The organism is Streptomyces sp. PA03-3a (assembly GCF_033792735.1).
In the GTDB taxonomy this organism is placed as follows: domain Bacteria; phylum Actinomycetota; class Actinomycetes; order Streptomycetales; family Streptomycetaceae; genus Actinacidiphila.
The window spans coordinates 10,108-29,371 of the sequence record NZ_JARAVM010000030.1 but is presented as its reverse complement, the minus strand read 5'-3'; the positions used below and the strand labels follow the sequence as shown (position 1 = coordinate 29,371).

The window sequence follows — 19,264 nt, the reverse complement described above, 5'->3', positions numbered from 1 at the left end:
CGAACTGGGAGGGATCCCTCACATGCCTCGCCCGAGCGACTGGAACGTTCTCGGCCTCCACGGGGATCCGACCCCCGGGGACCCGGTCCAGATCCGTCTGCTGGTCGATGACCTGGTCAAGATCGGCACGCAGGCGAGGTCCATCGCGCAGGCCATCGACCAGGTGATGAACACGGCGGACAGCAGTGTCTTCGCAGGGAAGACCGCCGACGCGTTGCGGGGCAAGGTCGACGAGAGGCTGCGCAACCACATCCACGACGTGGCCGACTCCTTCTGGGAGGTCTCCCAGAACCTCAGTGCCTGGGCGAACCACATCGAGGATGCCCAGCGGCAGGCCGACGGCGCCCTGTCGGCCGCACGCGGCCTGGCGAAGGACGACCCGCAAGTGGAGGTCCACCGGCAGACCGCCCAGAACGCGGGCACGCATCTCGCCGACGTGGGCAACACCACCGCGAATGCGATCAGAAACGCCTCCGACATCCGGCTGCCGATCTCGGACTGCCAGGTCTTCTGGGAGATGTTCCAGATCCTGGCGATCATCCTCATCGTCCCGGCGCTGATCTTCGGCGGCCCGGTCGCCCTGCTCGCCCTCGGCGTCAACATGACGCTGTTCGTGAAGGCGGCCATCGACTTCGCCCGTGGCGACATCGGTTTCCTCGACCTGTTCCTCGCGGGGCTCGGCATCATCGCCCCCACCACGAAGGCACTGCCGATCTTCGCCATCGGCGGCCTCCTCAAGTCCGGCTTCAAGGCCGTCCTCCAGTGGGGACGCAACGGCTTCCTGTCCCTGAAGGACCTGGTCAACGGGTTCCGGTTCGCCACCGTCTTCACCAGCCTGCGGGACGTCGCGCGGATCAGCCTGAGCTGGGTGCGCGAGGGCGGACTGTGGGTCATGCAGAACTTCCACAACGTGCCCGCGCTCGCCGGCTCGGTGTTCGTCAAGGGCGGGCTCGTCGTCGTGCAGGGCGTCCGCTCCATCCCCGTGGTGGTGCGCGGGTGGGGGTCGGCCGTGAGGGCCGGCGCCCCCGGGGCGTGGCAGAACTTCCGGATCTTCGCCCAGGAGACCTGGAGCAGCCAGATGGCCGGCGGCAAGTGGACGCGCCTGATCCTGCCCGTGACGCACACCGACATCGCGGAGTACGGGCTGAAGGGCGCCCTGCGCATGGGCTTCTGGGACCGCGGCGTCATGGGCCGCGGCGTGTGGGACCTGCCGGTGGGCGGCACGATCGCGCACACCGCGAGCGCCGTGCCGATGGGCCCGCACGGCGCGACCCCGCACCTGGACCTCGGGCACACCGGCATCAACATGGCCCGCATGGACCTGGAGAACGTGCGCTTCGGCAACTTCGCCGACACCCACACCTCCGTCCGCCCGTCCTCCTTCTCCGTGGCCCCCGTCAGCACCGTCGACCTGACGGGGCTGCGGGTCGGCACGGTCAACCCCGTCGCGGTGCACGGTGCGAACGCCGTCTTCGACAACTCGACGGCGGGTTTCCGGGCAGTGCGCCACATGGACGACGTGGTCGACATCGCCGGCACACAGATGAGCCGGATGAGGATCGACGCCATGGACGCGGCGCCCGGCCAGATGAGCGGGGGACTCGGGGTGAGCGCGGCGGCCCCGGGCGGCCATGTGACGCACTCCTCCGGCCTGTACGTGCCCGGCTCCGCCGGGACCCCGGTCGTGCACGAAGGCGTGGACGTCGCCGCCCTCGTCGCCAAGGGCAACGGGGGCAACCTGCTCGCGCAGGGCCCGACGGGCGTCCTGACGGCACCGCCCGGCGGGACCGGCGCGGTGCACACCGCCCTCACCGGAGTGCCCGCTCCCGCCCCCGGCGCCACGGGGCTCCACGACCTGCTCGCCGCCCCCGGCGCACCGGGCGCGGGGACGGGCGCCGCGCACACCGCGCTGACCGGCGTCCCGGCGCCGCCGAGCGGAGCCGGGGTGCACGACCTGCTCGCCGCCCCGGGCGGAACGGGCGGCGCCCACGGCCCGCTCACCGGGGTCCCCGGGCACCAGAGCGGCACCGGCGCCGCCGGAGGGTCGGCGTTCGACCTGCTGTCGGGCGGCGCCAAGGGGACGCCGAACAACCCGGTGCCCTCGCACATCGGGTCCGACCTCGGCGACAACGTCGCCGGGGCCGCACGTGCCAACCAGGCTCATATGGCCCTGGACGAGATCGTGCGGCCCGCCGGCAGCGGCCGTCCCGGCTCCGTGGCCACCGATGCCGTGCCCGGTTCCACCCCCCACGGCGTGCCCGCTCCCGGCCTGCCCAAGGGCGGCGTGCACGGCACACCGCCCAAGGACGCGGCCCGCTCCGCGCTCGACCTCCTCGACGATGGCCGCGGCGTCCGTCCCGTCGACGGCCCCGCCTTCGCCGGCGCTCCCGGAACCGGGAAGGCCGTGGACGCCGACACGGGTCACGCCTTCGCCGGCGCGCCCGCGCGCAGCACCGACGACGTGGTCACCACCCCGAGCACGCACGGCAAGGCGCCCGTCACCGGCGACGGACACGTCGCCGTGCCGCTGCGCCAGGACCCCGCCCCGGCACCGGCGACCGGGTCGGGCGGCGGGCGCGTGCACTCGCACCAGGCGGAACTGTTCCACGAGGTCAACCTGAAGCTGGGCAAGATGGGATCCGGCGCGGTGACGGTGGAGACCGTCACCGCCGCACGCCAGGTGCTGGAGGACCTCCGCGGCGCGGCCTTCACCAAGGTCGACATCCGGGCCCAGGCCGACCAGTTGGCCGTGCACCTCGCAGGCCCGGAACGCGGGCACCTCCCCGGCGGCGTCAGGGACACCGACCTCACGCACGACGCGCCCACCAGCCCCGGGCCCGGCGGGCACCACGCACCGCCCGTCCCGCCGCGGCCGCCGCGGCCCGAGAGCGGCCTGCTCGACGGGCTCGACGACGTGGACCTGGACGCCACCGGGGCACCGCTGGGTTCGCGCTTCGACTTCGACGACGACTCGGTGCCGGGCACCCCGGTCAGCGAGCACGGGACGGAGGACCTGGACGGCTTCTCGGAGTTCGTCGACCTGATCCGCCCGTTGCGTCAGCACGTGGAACAGGCCATCGACAACCCCGCGGCGAACATCGAAGTGGCCCTCGTGGCCAGCCCCGGAGGCCGTACCTGGCGCGAGTTCTCCGACGACGTCGGCCACGCCATGGTGGCCGTGATGCTGCCGGGCGAGCGCAAGCCGCTCACGATCGGCTTCTACCCGGAGGAAGGACACCTCTTCGGCAACCCGGGTGCCATCGTCAACGACGCCGAATACCTCGTCTCCGGGCACGTCCGCGTACTGGGCACCTACCGGATCACGGCGGCGCAGCTGTTCGACGGGTACCGGTACGCGATGGCCAACTCCGGTGCCGTGTACGACCTGTTCCGCTACAACTGCGTGCGCTTCGCGGAGGGCTTCGTGTCCGCCGCGCTCGGCAAGTCCGTCGCGGACCTGTGGGTGGCGGCCCCGTACCGTCTCGTCGACACGATGCTGCGCCGCGACGGCGCCTGGCACTGGGCGGACGGCACGTCGCCCGTGGCCAAGCTGACCGCCGACGACACGATCCGGTACCAGGACGCCTTCGGGGAGGTGGAGGACTGGCGGCGTGTCGACCCGGACGGGGTCCAAGGCGCCACCGACCAGGCGAAGACCTTCGTGCTCTTCGACCACCAGCGTCCCCTGATCGACGGCAATGTCAAGACGGTTCCGCAGCGGGAACGTCTCGAGATCCTCGAGCAGTTCGAGAAGATGATCACCCACACCATCCTCAACTCGGGCGACGACGCGGGACGCCAGCTGTCGCGTCAGCTGGGCGAGACGTACGGCACGCTCCGACCGGGGCTGTCCGATCTGCCGGGACCCTCGGTGACGGTGCCCGCCGCCGACGGCTCGCTCTCCGGGATCGGGAGGGGCTCCGTGGACAGCGTGCCGGAGCCTGTGCCGAGTCCCGTCGGGTCGGCCGCGGGGGACTCCGCCGGCCACCTGCCGCCGTCCTCGGTGCACTACCCGTCCGACGTGCAGCACATGTTCGGCGAGATAGACGACATGCTGCAGGACATGGGTCTCTTCCGGACCTCGCTCGACGACCTGCCCTCTGGTCCCCCCTCACCCGTGCACCCGGGGACCGGAGGGGGCGACGTCCACGTCGGCACCGGCGGGGGCGACGTCGCACGGTTCATGGACGACACTCGGCCGGTGCGGCAGCACCTGGAGCACGCGATCGCCGACCCCGCGGCCGACATCCGGCTGGTCCTGGGGACCGACGGTTCGACGGGCGCCCGTTCGCTGACGGTCTTGCTGCCGGGCCGGGACGCGCCGGTGCCCCTGGGCCCGGGTGCGCCGGGCGAACTCGGTGCCGTCCGCGGCACCGCCGACGGGGCCCCGGCGGGCGGGACGCACGTCCTGGAGGAGCACCGGATCACGGCGGCACAGCTGGAGAACGCCTATCTGTACGCGGCCCGGAACCTGCCGCTGTGGCACACCGACGCGGGCCGGTTCACCGACGGGTTCATGAACGCGGTGCTCGACGCGCGGCCGGCGGTGCCCGATGGCTCGGCCGGCAGGGCGGTGCGCGACGTGACGGCCGATGTCACGGACGCGCCGCCCGTGGTGGGGGACAAGGGCAAGGGCAAGCCGCCCGGCGGCACCCTGGACACCACCGGCTCCGGATCGGACCACGGCGGCGTGCGCGGGAACTTCGCGGACGACCTGTCGGAGATCGACGCGTCGGCCGCCATCACCGACGCCCGCCGCGAGCTGATCAACGCCCGGACGATCCGCGACGACCTGCAGACGCGCTACGTGGACGGCGTCGGCACCTCCGCCGAGGTCGACGGCGTCCGCTACCTCGAGTCGTGGCAGCAGGTCAGGCAGGCCGACGCCGCACTGGCCCAGGCCGAGGCCCACTGGAACGACCTGACCGGCGGAGCACCGCTCCCCGAGGTGCAGTCCTACACCGGCCACGGCCTCGGCGGCGGCGCGCCCCGCCTTCCGGACGGTCTGCGTTCGCTGCTGCACCTCAAGGGCCGGGGCGACGCGGTGCCCCCGGCTCCCGAGGGCATCGTGCAGTCCGTCGACCACGTCCCGTCCGCGACCCACGTCGTCACCCCGCTGGAGGGCGGGAAGTTCAGCCACGCCCTGGTGCCCAGCGGCCAGGACCTGACGGTGGCCCACTGGCTGAGCGAGCCCCAGTCGGCCCACGGCTGGCCCAAGGGCCAGGGCAAGGAGGCCTACGAGGGCGATCTCAACGCCCACCAGGAAATCCTGACCAAGGGGCTGGCGCGCGCGGAGCACGACGACGCGCTGAAGTCGGTGCTGCTGCAGCAGCAGAAGTCGTTCGACGAGAACACGCGGCTGTTCCAGGCCCTCGAAGGCCGTACGGAACTGCGCGACCTGCGCATGCCGCAGCTCGCCGCCATCGTCATGGCCGAACGGCGCGCCCTGCGCACGCTGGCGGCGGACACGGACCTGCTGACCACGAAGCTGCGCAGCGACGAGTGGGAGTGGGCGAAGGGCTACCGGCTCGACGGGGCGGAGGCCGGTGAGCTCATCACGAAGGTCCACAAGCATCTGCAGGACGAGCTCTCGCTCACGGTGAACCTCAAGCTCGGCAACCAACTGCCGGGCGGCGGCACGCTGCTGGACGCGATGACAGCGGACCAGCAACTGCTCCGCAACGCATGGGAGATCGACAACGCCGGCGCCGGGTACTACGTCACGCGCGGCAACACGGAAGAGGCCCTCGGCCTGCCGGCGTCCGTGAAGCGGACGACGGACGCCTCCGGGATCTACCCGGGCCAGGGCGGCAAGGCGTTCGCCCCGACCGCGGCCGACCTCGCGGACCTCCCGAACTACGCCGCCCTCACCTCCAAGTACCGGCCCAGCGGCGTGAAGATGTACGGGCAGGCGGTCTTCCACCTCAAGCCCAACCTGATGGAACGGGCCACGTTCACGCCTGCGGACAGCTTCGGCCAGGGCTTGGAGGGCGCCCTGAGCGTCACCGGGCGTGGCAATATGCTGCCGCTGCTCAACCACGGCCCCGAGGTGCTGGTCCGGCTCGCCTTCGCCGAGGCGACCGACTTCCAGTACGACAGCGCGTTCCGCGGCCTGCGCGATGCGGGGAAGCTCGAGGGGAAGCTCAACAGGTACTTCGAGGCCCAGCTCCACGGTGGCGTGAAGTGGGACGACCTCGACCGCGTCGTGCTCGTGAACGACGGCTTCAACCCGGCTGGGCTGCAGGCGCAGAAGCTGCAGCTGGAGCAGTTCGCCAAGGACAAGGGGCTCTCGTTCACGGTCGAGGTCCACAACGCGCGACCGGGCGCCGCGACCTCCGCCCCGGGAGTGCACCCCGCGCCCCCGGCGCCCCCCGGATCCGGTGGCGCCCACCCGGGCGGTACCGGTGGTCCGGGGCCCTCGCCGGCCCACGCGCCGGGGCCGGTGAGCGGCCACCCGGGCGGTCCCGACACGCCGCCAGCGCCCGGCGGGAGCAAGTCCGTCGGCGCGGCCGACGAAGTGCACGACAACTACGAGGACCTCCGCTTCACGGCTTCGCTCCTCGACGAGAGCGGTGCGCCCAGGGCGGACCTCTTCACCGGAACGGCCTTGCGCGTCGAGCGGTCCGGCGACGCCTCGTTCGTCTCCCCGGCGGCACCGTCCGCCTCTGCGGGCTCCGCGAAGCTGACCGATGACCAGATCCTGAACGTCGCCGTCGGCACGGGCGGCCGCAACGGTGACGAGCGCCGTACGCTCGGCGGGTTCGAGTTCGGCGCGGGCACCCGTAGCAACGACGGCAAGAACCTCGTGTCACGGCCGATCGTGGTCACGGTCAAGGACGGCGGGACGGAAGCGGAGGTGGCCGTCCATCTGAACGTCATGCTCAGCTCGGGCAACGAGGCCGACGTGACGGTGGCGGGCAAGAAGCTCGCGAACACGACGGAAGTCACCATCACCGGGAGCAAGTACCACCTCACCGCGCGACCGCACACCGACCAGAACCTGATCGACCTGCACGGCCCGTCCAGCGACACCGCGTCGAAGTCCATCCACGTGGGGCCGAGCAACGCCAAGTCCGGCTGGAACAGCAGGCCGGGCAACACCAGGAACCTCGCACAGGCCCTCGGCGTCTCGGAACAGAAGCTCATCGAGGCACTCGACAACCGGTTCCCGCCGAGCGGACTGGTCGATACGATCCACCGGTTCCAGGACGACGTGGAGCGCGCCGTCGTCCACGGCTCCGGCGCGGAGGACGTGCGGGTCCACTTCCAGGGCGACAAGTCGTTCCCCGTCCGAGGCGACTCCAATGGCGTGTCGCCCAGGGGCGTTTCCGTGCCTGCCGGTGTGGTGGACGACGTCGTGCATGGTTCGGTTCCGGGTGCGGGGCGGGTGGATCTGACGCTGGATCCCGGTTGGGATGTGGCGCGTGGTGCGGCGGTGCCGAACACGGTGAAGCATTCGTGGGTGGATCCGGTGTCGACGCCGCGGGGTGGTGGTGCGCATGCGCCGCGGTATGAGGTGCGTGCGGGTTATGACGTGCGTAGGTTCGAGTTGGGGGACCGTTCGGTCACTGATCTGACGGTGAGGGTGCGGCTTGCCGACGACGGGCTTTCAGCGACTCAGGTCGACGCGTTGTGGGATCGAGCGGTGTCCGGTGTGGAGCGGGTCTTCAACCGTCCTGGTGAGACGCTGCGTGACGGCAGTGTTCTGCACGTCACGCTGGAGCGGGTCGCGGGCAATGCCGCTGACGCTCATCTGAATGTGAGGGTGGGTCGTCCGCAGGGGGCGATGAACCAGCACCAGTGGCGGGTCGATGCCACGGAGCAGGATCTCGCGCATGAGTTGGGCCATCAGCTGGGTCTGCGGGACGAGTACCGGGACACCACGGCCGGGCATCGCCCTGAGGTCGACGGCAGCCTGATGGGCAACTACCACAACGCCGCCCCGGAGGGCCTGTCCCAGGGCGGACTGCGCGGCCGTTACCTGGACCTCATCCACTCCCAGGTGGCGAGCCACGACCACGTCCACGTGCCGCACGTCGGCGTCGACGCGGTGGACGCGGTCGCCCCCCACGCACCCAGCAAGAGCAAGGTCAAGGCGGGGACATCGCGGGTGGCGGTCGACCCGGCAACGTTCACGCGGCAGACGGACGCCGGGCGCTTCAGCGAGGGCTTCAGCCAGGGCTTCAGCGACATCGTCGAGAATTACCGGTTGACGCCGGTGGCCCAGTACGACGGTGCGGCCAAGGGCGCGCTCCAGGGCGGTGAGGGGACGCGCTTCGTCGCCACGGTCATCGCGACTCCGGACACCGATCTGCTGAAGCTGGCGCAGACGTACGGGACGGCGTTCGGCAAGCAGTCCCTCGGCGAGCGGCTGGGCCTCGTGATCGGTGTGAACGGACAGGTCGGCAGAGACGCCGACATCGTCGACACCGTGCGGAAGTTCGCTCAGCAGTGGGAGAAGGAGGGCGACTTCTCGGTTTCCGTCAGCGGTTTCACCTGGGAGCAGCGGAACCCCCAGCTGCTGAAGGACGGCGGCCAGAAGATGGTGCCGTACGGTGCGCTGCGTGAGGCGGTCATCCGTGACGATCTCACCCGGGGCATGCTCGACAAGCTGAAGCTGAACGCCAAGGGACAGGTATACCTGCACGTCGGTGACGCCGACGTCCAGAGCATGGTCATTGGTGGGAAGCCGCTCTTCGAGCGTGCCGCCGCGAAGATCGAATCGCTGAGCGCCGACAACAAGCTTCCTCCGGAAGTGGTGAGCGGCGGTTACACCCTCCCCGGGGGTGCCGCGAAGAACGCCGCGGATCTCGACCTGGCCGTGCGCGACGCGATGGCGAAGACCGACACGCGGGCGGTCTACTTCCCCGAGCCCAACACGTTCGTCCGTGTCGACCCGGAACACGGCCTGGAGAAGGACATCCGGTTCGGCGAGGTCTCAGGAAAGGCCATCAGCTACGAGGCCAGGGAAGGGGAGCGGCTCCTCGACAGCTCCCTCAAGAACCGCGGTTACCTCTGGGAGGGGCGGGAGAACCAGGGCTTCGTCTTCGATTCGGAACTCGCTCTGGTCACGGACGGGGAGCGGATCGCCAAGGAAGTGGGGGACGACCCGCGGTCGATCCTGAGCGGGCTGACCCAGAGCCACGCGAACTCGAAGACCTGGACCGAGCAGATCGAGCGCTACATCAAGCTGCACCACCCGGACGTGCTCGTGAAGGACGCGAACGTCGGGAAGAGCCTGGCGACCATCGCCTTCCACGGCATCGGGACGGATGGCATCTCGGCCCTCAAGTCGATGACGCGCAGGGAGCTCGGAAAGGCACTTCCGGCAGAGGCGAGCGCGATCATGAAGCTGGGCGAAGATTTCCCGGCGCCCGTCAAGAAACTGCTCGACATGGCCGTCGACACCCGTAACGCTCTGGTCGACGGCCTCAACAAGCGGCTGCCGCAGTCCGTTCCCCCGTCCGCACCGAGCGCGAGCACGTCCACGGCCGCTCACGCGGGTGCCGGTACGGGCGGAGGCCGGCTGACCCCGGACGCCGTCCGGATCCTGGACAGCATCACGGGATCGAGCACGGTCGACGGCTCCCGCCGCACGCTCGGCGGTTTCGAGTTCGGAAGGGTCCGGGACACGGGGAGCACGAACCTCATCTCGCGGCCCGTGCTGATGACGGTCACCGAGGGGGACAAGTCGGTCCAGGTGGCCGTCCACCTCAATGTGATGGTCACCCCGAGCGGGAGGCTCGACGGAACGACGGTCACGCTCAACGCGTCGGACTTCCATCTGACCGCGCGGTCGAAGGCCGCTCAGGACCTCATCGACAGGTCCGGGCCGTCCGCTCTGACCGCGGACAACTCCATTCATGTGGGGCCGAGCAACGCCAAGACCGGCTGGGACAACAGGGGCGGCCACCTCAAGAACCTGGCGGACGAACTCGGCATCACGAAGGACAGCCTGGTCAAGGCGCTCGACAGCCGTTTCCCGCCGAGTGAACTGCTCGACACCGTCGCCCTGTTCCAGCGGGACGTGGAGCGCGCCATCGTCCATGCCTCCGCCTCCGAGGTCATCACGGTGGAGTTCCGGGGGGATAAGTCGTTCCCGGTCCAGGGCAAGTCCCCGGGTGTGTCGGCGCGGGCGGTCGACGCGCCGACCGGTGTGGTGGACGACTTCTTCCTCGGTGCGGGTTCTGGTGCGGGTCGGGTGGATCTGACGCTGGACGCGGGCTGGGATGCGGCGCGTGGTGCAGCGGTGCCGAACTCGGTGAAGCATTCGTGGGTGGATCCGGTGTCGACGCCGCGGGGCGGTGGCGCCCATGCTCCCCGGTATGAGGTGCAGGCCGGTTACGACGTGCGCAGGTTCGAGGTCGGTGGGCGTTCGGTCACGGATCTGACGGTGCGGGTGCGGCTGGCCGGTGAGGGTCTGTCGCCGTCCCAGGTGGACGCGCTGTGGGACCGTGCGGTGTCGGGCGTGGAGCGGGTCTTCAACCGTCCTGGTGCGGTGCTGCGCGATGAGAGCGTTCTGCACGTCACGCTGGAGCGGGTCACGGGCAACGCCTCCGACGCCCACCTCACCGTGAATGTCGGTGGTTCACGGGGCGCGATGAACCAGCACCAGTGGCGGATCGACGCCACCGAGCAGGATCTCGCGCACGAGCTGGGCCACCAATTGGGTCTGCGGGACGAGTACCGGGACACCACCGCCGGGCACCGCCCGGAGGTCGACGGCAGTCTCATGGGCAACTACCACAACGCGGCCCCTGAGGATCTGTCGCAGGGCGGGCTGCGCCCCCGCTACCTGGACCTCATCCACGCCCAGGTGGTCAGTCACGATCATGTCCCTGTGCCGCACGCCGACGTCGACGTGGTCGACGGGATCGCCCCCCAGGCGCCGAAGAAGGCCAAGCCGAATCCCGCGCGGCCCGCAGCCGTCCCGTCCACCTTCACGCGGCAGACCGACGCCGTGCGATTCACCGACGGCTACGGCGACATCGCAAGCCACTACCGGTTGAAGCCGGTGGCCCAGTACGACGGTGCGGCCAAGGGCGGGCTCCAGGGCGGTGACGGGACGCGTTTCGTGGCCACCGTCATCGCGACCCCGGACACCGATCTGCTCACGCTGGCGAAGACGTACGGGACGGCGTTCACGGACGAGTCGGTCCTGGGTGAGCGGCTGGGTCTGGTCATCGGTGTGAACGGGCGCGCCGGCAAGGAAACCGAGATCGCCGACAGGGTGCGCGCGTTCGCCCAGCAGTGGGAGCAGGAAGGCAACTTCGAGGTCTCCGTCACCGGCTTCACGTGGCGCCAGCCCGATCCCAAGCTGGTGGAGGCCGGCGCCCAGAAGGAGATTCCCTACGGTGCGCTGCGTGAGGCGGTCGTCCGCGACGACCTCACCCGTGGCATGCTCGACAAGGTCAGACTGAACGCCGGGGGAGAGGTGTACCTGCACGTCGGTGACGCCGACGTCAAGAGCATGGTCGTCGGAGGCGAGCCGCTCTTCGAGCGCGCGGCGGCGAAGATCGAGTCGTTGAGCGCGCAGAACGACGGGTTCGCCCCCGAGATGGTGAGCGGTGGTTACACCCTCCCCGGGGGTGCCGCGAAGAACGCCGCCGACCTCGACCTGGCCGTGCGCGACGCGATGGCGAAGACCGACGCGCGGACGGTCTACTTCCCCGAGCCCAACACGTTCGTCCGTGTCGACCCGGCCAACTCCCTCGGCCTGGAGAAGGACATCAGGTTCGGCGAGGTCTCCGGAAGGGCCATCAGCTACGAGGCCAGGGAAGGGGAGCGGCTCCTCGACAGCCTCGTCAAGAACCGCGGCCACCTGTGGCAGGGACGGGAGAAGGATGCCGTCGTGTTCGACTCGGGCCTGGCCCTGGTCACCGACGGCGACCGCATAGCCCTGGAAGTGGGCGACGACCCGCAGTCGCTTCTCACGGGTCTCACGCAGAGCCATGCGAGCCGGAAGACGTGGACCGAGCAGGTGGAGCACTACCTCAAGCTGCACCACCCTCACGTCCTGACGAAGGACCAGCACGTGGGGAAGAGCCTGGCGGCGATCGCCTTCCACGACATCCGGCTGGACGGCACGGAACTCCGGGTGATGAAGGGGAGCGAACTCACCACGGTCCTGAAGGGCGAGTTCACGGCGGTTCGCTCGGCCACCGGGGGCGTCAACGACACCTTCAAGCAGCTCGTCCAGATGTCCATCGACACCCGGAACGCCCTGGTCAACGGCATCAACAAGCACCTGCCGCAGTCCGTCTCGGCGGCAGCCCCGGCGGCCGCGGGCTCCACGCGGCTGACCGCGGACGGGGTGCTGGACGTCATCATCGGCGGGGGCGGCGGAAGGCCCGGGGACGCGCGTCGCACGCTCGGGGGCTTCGAGTTCGGCGTGGAGACCCGTAACAACGGCGGCCACAACCTCATCTCGCGGCCGATCGTGGTCACGGTCGAGGACGGCGGGACGCAGGCGGAGGTGGCCGTCCATCTGAACGTGGTCCTCACCTCCGGCCACGAGACGCGGGTGCCGGGCGGGTCGTCGGTCACGATCAAGGGCAGCGACTTCCACCTGACCGCCCGGTCGAAGGCCGCCCAGGACCTGATCGACGAGCACGGACCGTCCATCCTGACCGCGGACAACTCCATCCACGTGGGCCCGGGCAATGCCACGACGGGGTGGAACAACAACCGTGGTCACTTCAGGAACCTGGCGCAGGAGCTGGGTGTCTCGGAGGACAGCCTGCTCGAGGTGCTGAAGAGGCGTTTCCCGCCGGAGGATCTGCTGGACACGCTCGGGCGGCTCCAGCAGGACGTGCGCCACGCCGTGGTGCACGGCTCCGGTACGGAGACGGTGACGGTGCGTCTGGAGAGCGGCGACAAGTCGTTCCCGATCCAGGACAGCTCCAACGGTGTATCGCCCAGGGGCGTTTCCGTGCCTGCCGGTGTGGTGGACGACGTCGTGCATGGTTCGGTTCCGGGTGCGGGGCGGGTGGATCTGACGCTGGATCCCGGTTGGGATGTGGCGCGTGGTGCGGCGGTGCCGAACACGGTGAAGCATTCGTGGGTGGATCCGGTGTCGACGCCGCGGGGTGGTGGTGCGCATGCGCCGCGGTATGAGGTGCGTGCGGGTTATGACGTGCGTAGGTTCGAGTTGGGGGACCGTTCGGTCACTGATCTGACGGTGAGGGTGCGGCTTGCCGACGACGGGCTTTCAGCGACTCAGGTCGACGCGTTGTGGGATCGAGCGGTGTCCGGTGTGGAGCGGGTCTTCAACCGTCCTGGTGAGACGCTGCGTGACGGCAGTGTTCTGCACGTCACGCTGGAGCGGGTCGCGGGCAATGCCTCGGACGCTCATCTGAATGTGAGGGTGGGTCGTCCGCAGGGGGCGATGAACCAGCATCAGTGGCGGGTCGATGCCACGGAGCAGGATCTCGCGCATGAGTTGGGCCATCAGCTGGGTCTGCGGGACGAGTACCGGGACACCACGGCCGGGCATCGCCCTGAGGTCGACGGCAGCCTGATGGGCAACTACCACAACGCCGCCCCGGAGGGCCTGTCCCAGGGCGGACTGCGCGGCCGTTACCTGGACCTCATCCACTCCCAGGTGGCGAGCCACGACCACGTCCACGTGCCGCAGCTCACCGCCGCCTCGGACGACGTGATCGCACCGGGTGGCGGCACGGCGGAACGCGACCTGCTCGACCCGGCCGTCTTCAAGACGCAGACGTCCGGCTCCGGTTCGGCGATCGACGCCGTCGAACGCCGGATGGCCGAGCTCCACGACGTGCACGGGACGGACCTCGCCGGGCGGATCACGGCGCTCGACGAACTGACCGCGGCCGCTGACGACTTCCTGACCGCTCACCGTGGCGCACCGGGCGCCGCCGGCGTCGAGCGCCTGCTGGTCCAGGCCCGGGCCGAGAGCGGCGCCTACCGGCTGCTGCAGGAGCACGGCGTGTTCGGCACGGGACACGGCGGCGGCGTGGCCGCCCTCGACGACCTGACGACCCGCGTCCGTGCCGTCCTGGCCGGCGACGACCTCACGCAGGCGACCCGCCTGCGGCTCCAGGACGCGCTCACCGAGACCGAACGCCAGGCCGGCGCCCTGCGCCTGCTCGCGGGGAACGACGTACCGGCAACGCCGGCCCCCGCCCCGGCGGCCGCAGGGCGCGGCACCGACGACGTCCCCTGGGCCGAGGACTACCGCCGGGTGGAGGAACTCCTCGGCCGCGAGGGGGATCCGCGCCGGGAGGGCTGGGGCGATCTGACCCGGGCCCGGCAGGACCTCGGCAGTGCGGAGGACGCGCTGCCGCACGGCGAGGCGAGCACATCCCAGGGGCTCAGCACGATCGAGGAGCAACTGCGCTCCGACACGCTGGCGGCCCGCGACCGGGTCACGTCCGCGATCGACGGCCTGCGGGACCAGGGGATCGACCCGCACCAGGTCGAGAACCGGATCCGGGGCTTCGACGAGCGGGCCGCCGTCGACCGCGGTGCGACCCCCGGCGCCGGCAGGCTGAGTGAACTGCTCGGGAACCCCGAAGGGAGCGTCACCCGGGTCGAGTTGAGCGACTCCGGCATCGAGGGGAACAACGGACTGGTCATCGAGCGCGTCGAGGCCGGCGGCGGCAGCGTCAGCCACCGCGTCCTCGGCCGTGGGCTCGAGCTCGACGAGAGCCGGACGGTCGCCTTCCGTGACGGCGGGTTCGACGTGCGGCACACCGCGTCGGACACGGTGGTCCGCTACAACGAGTCGGGCGTCAGGACCGCCCAGGAGGTGCCGCTGCGGAACGCGGCGGAGGTCCCGAACGGCCTGCGGCTGCACACCGATCTCAACGGCCGCGGCCGCCCCGTGGCGGTCCGCCTCACCGGCCCGGACGCCGAGCACCACCTCGCGGAACCGCTGGAGGACGGGGCGGTCCGCGTCACCGACATCCGTACCGGCGGAACCACGCGCTTCCGCACGAGCGGCCGCCCGATCGACGAGGGCCTGCGGCTGCGGGGAGCGGGCGGGGCGCCGGCCGAGGGAGACCTCGTGCTGGTGCGTGAGGACGGCACCACCCGCGTCACCGACGTCCAGGGGCGCGACGTGCCCCGCACGGTGACCCCCCTGGGCGGCGGCGCCGGTTTCCGGATCACCGACGACGTCAGCGGTGCGTCCGTACGCCACGACGGGGCCGGCCGGCTCCAGGAGAGCGGAGTGTCGCTCACCCGCGCGGACGGCGGACGCGGTGACCTGTTCCTGGCCCGCGACGGTGCGGGCACCCACACGCTGACGAACGCCCTCGGCGTCCCGCAGCGCGGCGACGTCACCGCCCTTCCCGGGGGCGCCGGTTTCCGGGTCATCGACGACGGGACCGGCGCGACGTCCCGCTACACCCCGGACGGCCGCTGGCAGGACGCCGGGACCGCCCTCGCAGACCCGGCGGACGGGACCCGCGGGGCCAGGGTCGCGGTCGCGGACGGCTCCGGCGGGCTGCGTCTCACGGACGGCCTGGGCAATCCGCTGACCGAGCGTGTGACGGACGTCGGCGGCGGCCGGCTCCGTACGATCGACGGCACCACGGGGCGGACCGTGCTCCACGACGCCCAGGCCCGTCCGGTCGAGACCGGGACGGCACTCGCCGATCCGGCGACCGGGCGCGGCGCCCGCTTCGTCGTCCCGGACGCCGCGGGCGGCCACCGGCTCACCGACGCCACGGGCGCCGCCCTGCCCGAGCGGGTCCAGGCCCTGCCCGGCGACGGCGGTTTCCGTGTCACCCACGCCACCGGCTACCGGACGTTCGCGGCCGACGGCGCCTTCACCGGCGACGGCCTGCGCCTCACCGGCCGCGGCGGCGAACCGGTCGGCCACCTGGACCAGGCCGCGGGCGGAGGACCGCGGTGGCTGGACGACACGTTCGCGCCCGACCCCCAGCGGGCCGTCACCGTCCACGGGAACGGCCACATCGAGATCGCCCGGCCCGGGGGCGGCCACCAGGTGTTCCACGGCACGACCGGGGAACTGGTCCAGGAGGTCACCCCGCTGCCCGGCGGCGGCCACCAGGTCACCGCGGCCCACGGTTCCTTCGCCCGCCACGACGCGGCCGGCGTCCTGACCGCCCACGGCACCCCGCTGCCGGACGGGGCGGGCGGAGGCGTCCTCGTCACGCGGGCACCGAGCGCGGACGCCCCGAACGGCGCGCACTGGCTGGAGGACCCCGCGGGCAACCGCCTGCGGCACTGGAACGCCACCGGGCAGCCGACGGGCGGTGTGCGGATCGAGTGCACGCTGCCCGGCGGCCCGCGCCGCGGGGAGTTCCTCGAGCTGGACCCGAACGGCGTGGTCGTCCGGCAGGGCTTCAACGTCCTCGACAAGGGCAGGACGACCCCGTACCAGTACGTCCTGGACCACCGGAGCGGCACGTGGGCCCGTACCGGGGGGCCCGACGGCGCCCCCCGGGGTGTCTTCCACCACGGCGAGGCCGATCTGACGGGTGCCGCGAACGGCAGGGTGGTGCTGCTCAGCGCGACCGGGGCTCCGGTTCCCGTCTTCGAGCGCCGTGTGCTGCCCGGCGGCGGGCTCCTCGACTCCTTCCGCCGCACCGACAGCATCGCGTTCGGCCGTACCAACCCCCGTACGAGCTGGGCGCGCTGGGGCGACGACGCGACCCTGTCCGGTGCGGGGATCCGTGAATACGACACCGCCGGCTCCGGCTGGCGCGACTTCCACGGGCGCAACGTCGTCCACGAGTACCAGGCCGGCCTGCAGAAGCACGCCAACGGCACGGGCCACACGCTGGCGCTGCGGAACGGGAACGGCGAGCTGCGCTGGCACCGCTACGACGGCGCCGGCGAGGAACTCGCCGAGGGCCCCCGGATTCCGGACCGGTTCGACTCCGGCTGGACCGACCTCGCCGACGACGGGCGGACCCTCGTCCAGCGCAAGTGGGGCATGGGGCGCCTGCCGGAGCACGCGGGCCAGTACGAGGAGCACAGGCTCGTGCAGGACGCCGGTGCGCCCGGTGGGTGGAGGACCGACGGGACCTGGCAGCGCCAGTCCCCGCACGGCAAGGAGGTCGGCAAGGCCGAGGTCGTCGACGGCCACCTGCTGGTCACCGAGCGGTGGCGCGAGCAGCGCCCGCCCGTCTGGGTCCGCAACGGCTTGCTGCCGGGTGCGGGCCGCGCGGAGGGCGCGTACGCCCATGTGCTCGGCAACAACGCCCACCAGCTGTTCACCTGGGAGAAGCGGCCGATCGGCACCGCGACCGGCGAGGGGACCTCGGGTGTGCGGTACGTCGGCCTGGACGGCGGAATCCTCGACCTGACCGCGAACGGCGACTTCGCGCGCCTGACGACCAAGCTGCACGACGGCACGACGATCAAGGTCGGCGACCACGCCGGCCGTCCCGCGTACGAACCCGCGGCCGCGGCGCACCAGCCGTGGGAGGCCGGGCAGTCGCGGGGCTACCGCGTGCCGCAGGACCCGGCGGCCACCGGCCTGCTGTGGACGGACGAGTTCCGCGACGCCACGGGAGCCCGCCACGTCGCCCGCGAGGGCCTCCCCGGCGGGGTGGTGCGCGAGTACACCACCCCGCGGGCCGTGGACACCCCCGCAGGCCACGGCACTTGGGTCACCCGCGACGCGCACGGCAACCTGACCGGGATGCGGCAGCCCAACCCCGACGGCGCCGCGAACAGCTTCATCGAGGGTGTGGGACGGGCGGACTCCGCGAAGTGGACGTGGCGGGAGGTGAACGCCGAGGGCGCCCCCCTCGGGTCCTCCGGCACCAGGGAGTTCTTCCGCGGCTCCAACGACCCGAGGCTGTCGTGGGACGACTCCTTCCGGGACCTCGACGCGGACCGCAGGCTGGTCCGCGAGCGCCGCATGCTCGACAAGGGCCGCTACGTGGAGGCCTGGCGCGACCCGGACCACGACACCGGCTGGCTGACGGCGGCGTACGAACGGACCGGGAACCGGATCGACCCCGGCCCCGGGCTGCAGGTGCGCAGCTGGTGGAACGGCACGTCCTGGCAGGACCAGTGGTCGCGCGGCGCGCGCCACTTCCGTGACGAGCTGCGGCCGCTGCCCGACACCGAAGGCGCCACCGTCAGGCTCCGCGAGGTCCCGGTGGGCCTCGGCGGTCCGCTGCGGGTGCGCGAGTACGATCCGGCGGCCGCGACCCCGCACTCGGTCTGGAAGGAGTTCGACCACGAGTCCGTCGTCCGTGAGCGCAAGGCCGAAAGGGGCGCCGACGGCACCGTCACCGGCTACCTGGAGACCGACGCCTGGCGCGGTCAGTGGAACCGCTACGACGCCGACGGCGGACTCGTCGCCCAGCGCACCGACAGCGGCCTGGTCTGGGAGCGCGGTCCGCTCGGTCAGATGAGGCTGGTGGGCAACGAGTACGACTACCGCGGGGCGCTGACCGAGATCCGCGGCTGGGGACGCCGGATCCGCGAGGCCCAGCGCATGCCGTGGTCCGGCACGGTGGTGCCCGACGGCGCCGGTGCCGCGCTCCGCGAGGCCCGGTACGAGCCGTACTGGCGGACGCTGGCGTACAAGGCCGCCGTGGAGTTCGGCCAGGAGTTCGTCCTGGAGTTCGGCGCCAACCTGGCCGTGAACGGCATCGTCGCCGCGGCTCAGGACAAGCCGTTCACCGGTAAGGACGTGCTGAAGGCGTTCGCCAACGCCGCCGTGTCCTCGGGCGTCAAGACCGGTGTCGGCGTCGCGGTGCACGAGAACCGGGCAGCCGGGTTCCGCGAGCTGGGCAACCTCAAGACGACCCTGGCCAACGTGGACGGCGGCAAGCACCCGCAGCGCAGGCCGTTCAACCACGACAAGACCTGGACCAACGAGTGGGCCGGGAACGAGACCCCGACCCGCTGGCGCGGCGGGATCTACGACTTCACCTTCAGCGCGGGCACCAGCGTGATCTCGGGGTGGGTCAACGGCGCCATGAACGCCGCCGTGTGGGGCGTGAGCAACGCCGACGGGACCACGGTCAAGCTCAGCGGCGCGGACGCCTTCCTGGACGGCGGCATCAACGCCGCGGCGGCGCTCACCACGTCGGCCTCCACGGCGCTGGTGAAGAACGTGGTGGTGCTGGGCGGAGGCAGCCGGCTCTTCCACCGTCAGGGCTTCGCGGACTTCTGGATCCAGCTACCCTTCAAGATCTTCGAGAAGTCGATCCAGTCGGTTTACCTGACCGGTGCGTACCGTGCGAGCATCAACCCGTCCTGGTACCAGGTACCGCCGGCGGGCACCCAGCAGAAGCAGTAGAGG

At 71.4% G+C, this 19,264-nt stretch carries 1 protein-coding gene; it reads left to right on the top strand.

The genetic code is table 11. From position 1 onward, the window contains the following. Positions 1-22: 22 nt before the first annotated feature. Positions 23-19,261, top strand: a complete 19,239-nt coding sequence (locus PV342_RS30345; protein ID WP_500319470.1) for a hypothetical protein — start codon at positions 23-25, stop codon at positions 19,259-19,261. The last annotated feature ends 3 nt before the right edge of the window (positions 19,262-19,264 follow it).

Bases quoted from the DNA above. Each gene is read 5' to 3' on its own strand.
- PV342_RS30345 (WP_500319470.1), top strand. From the start codon at position 23: ATGCCTCGCCCGAGCGACTGGAACGTTCTCGGCCTCCACGGGGATCCG.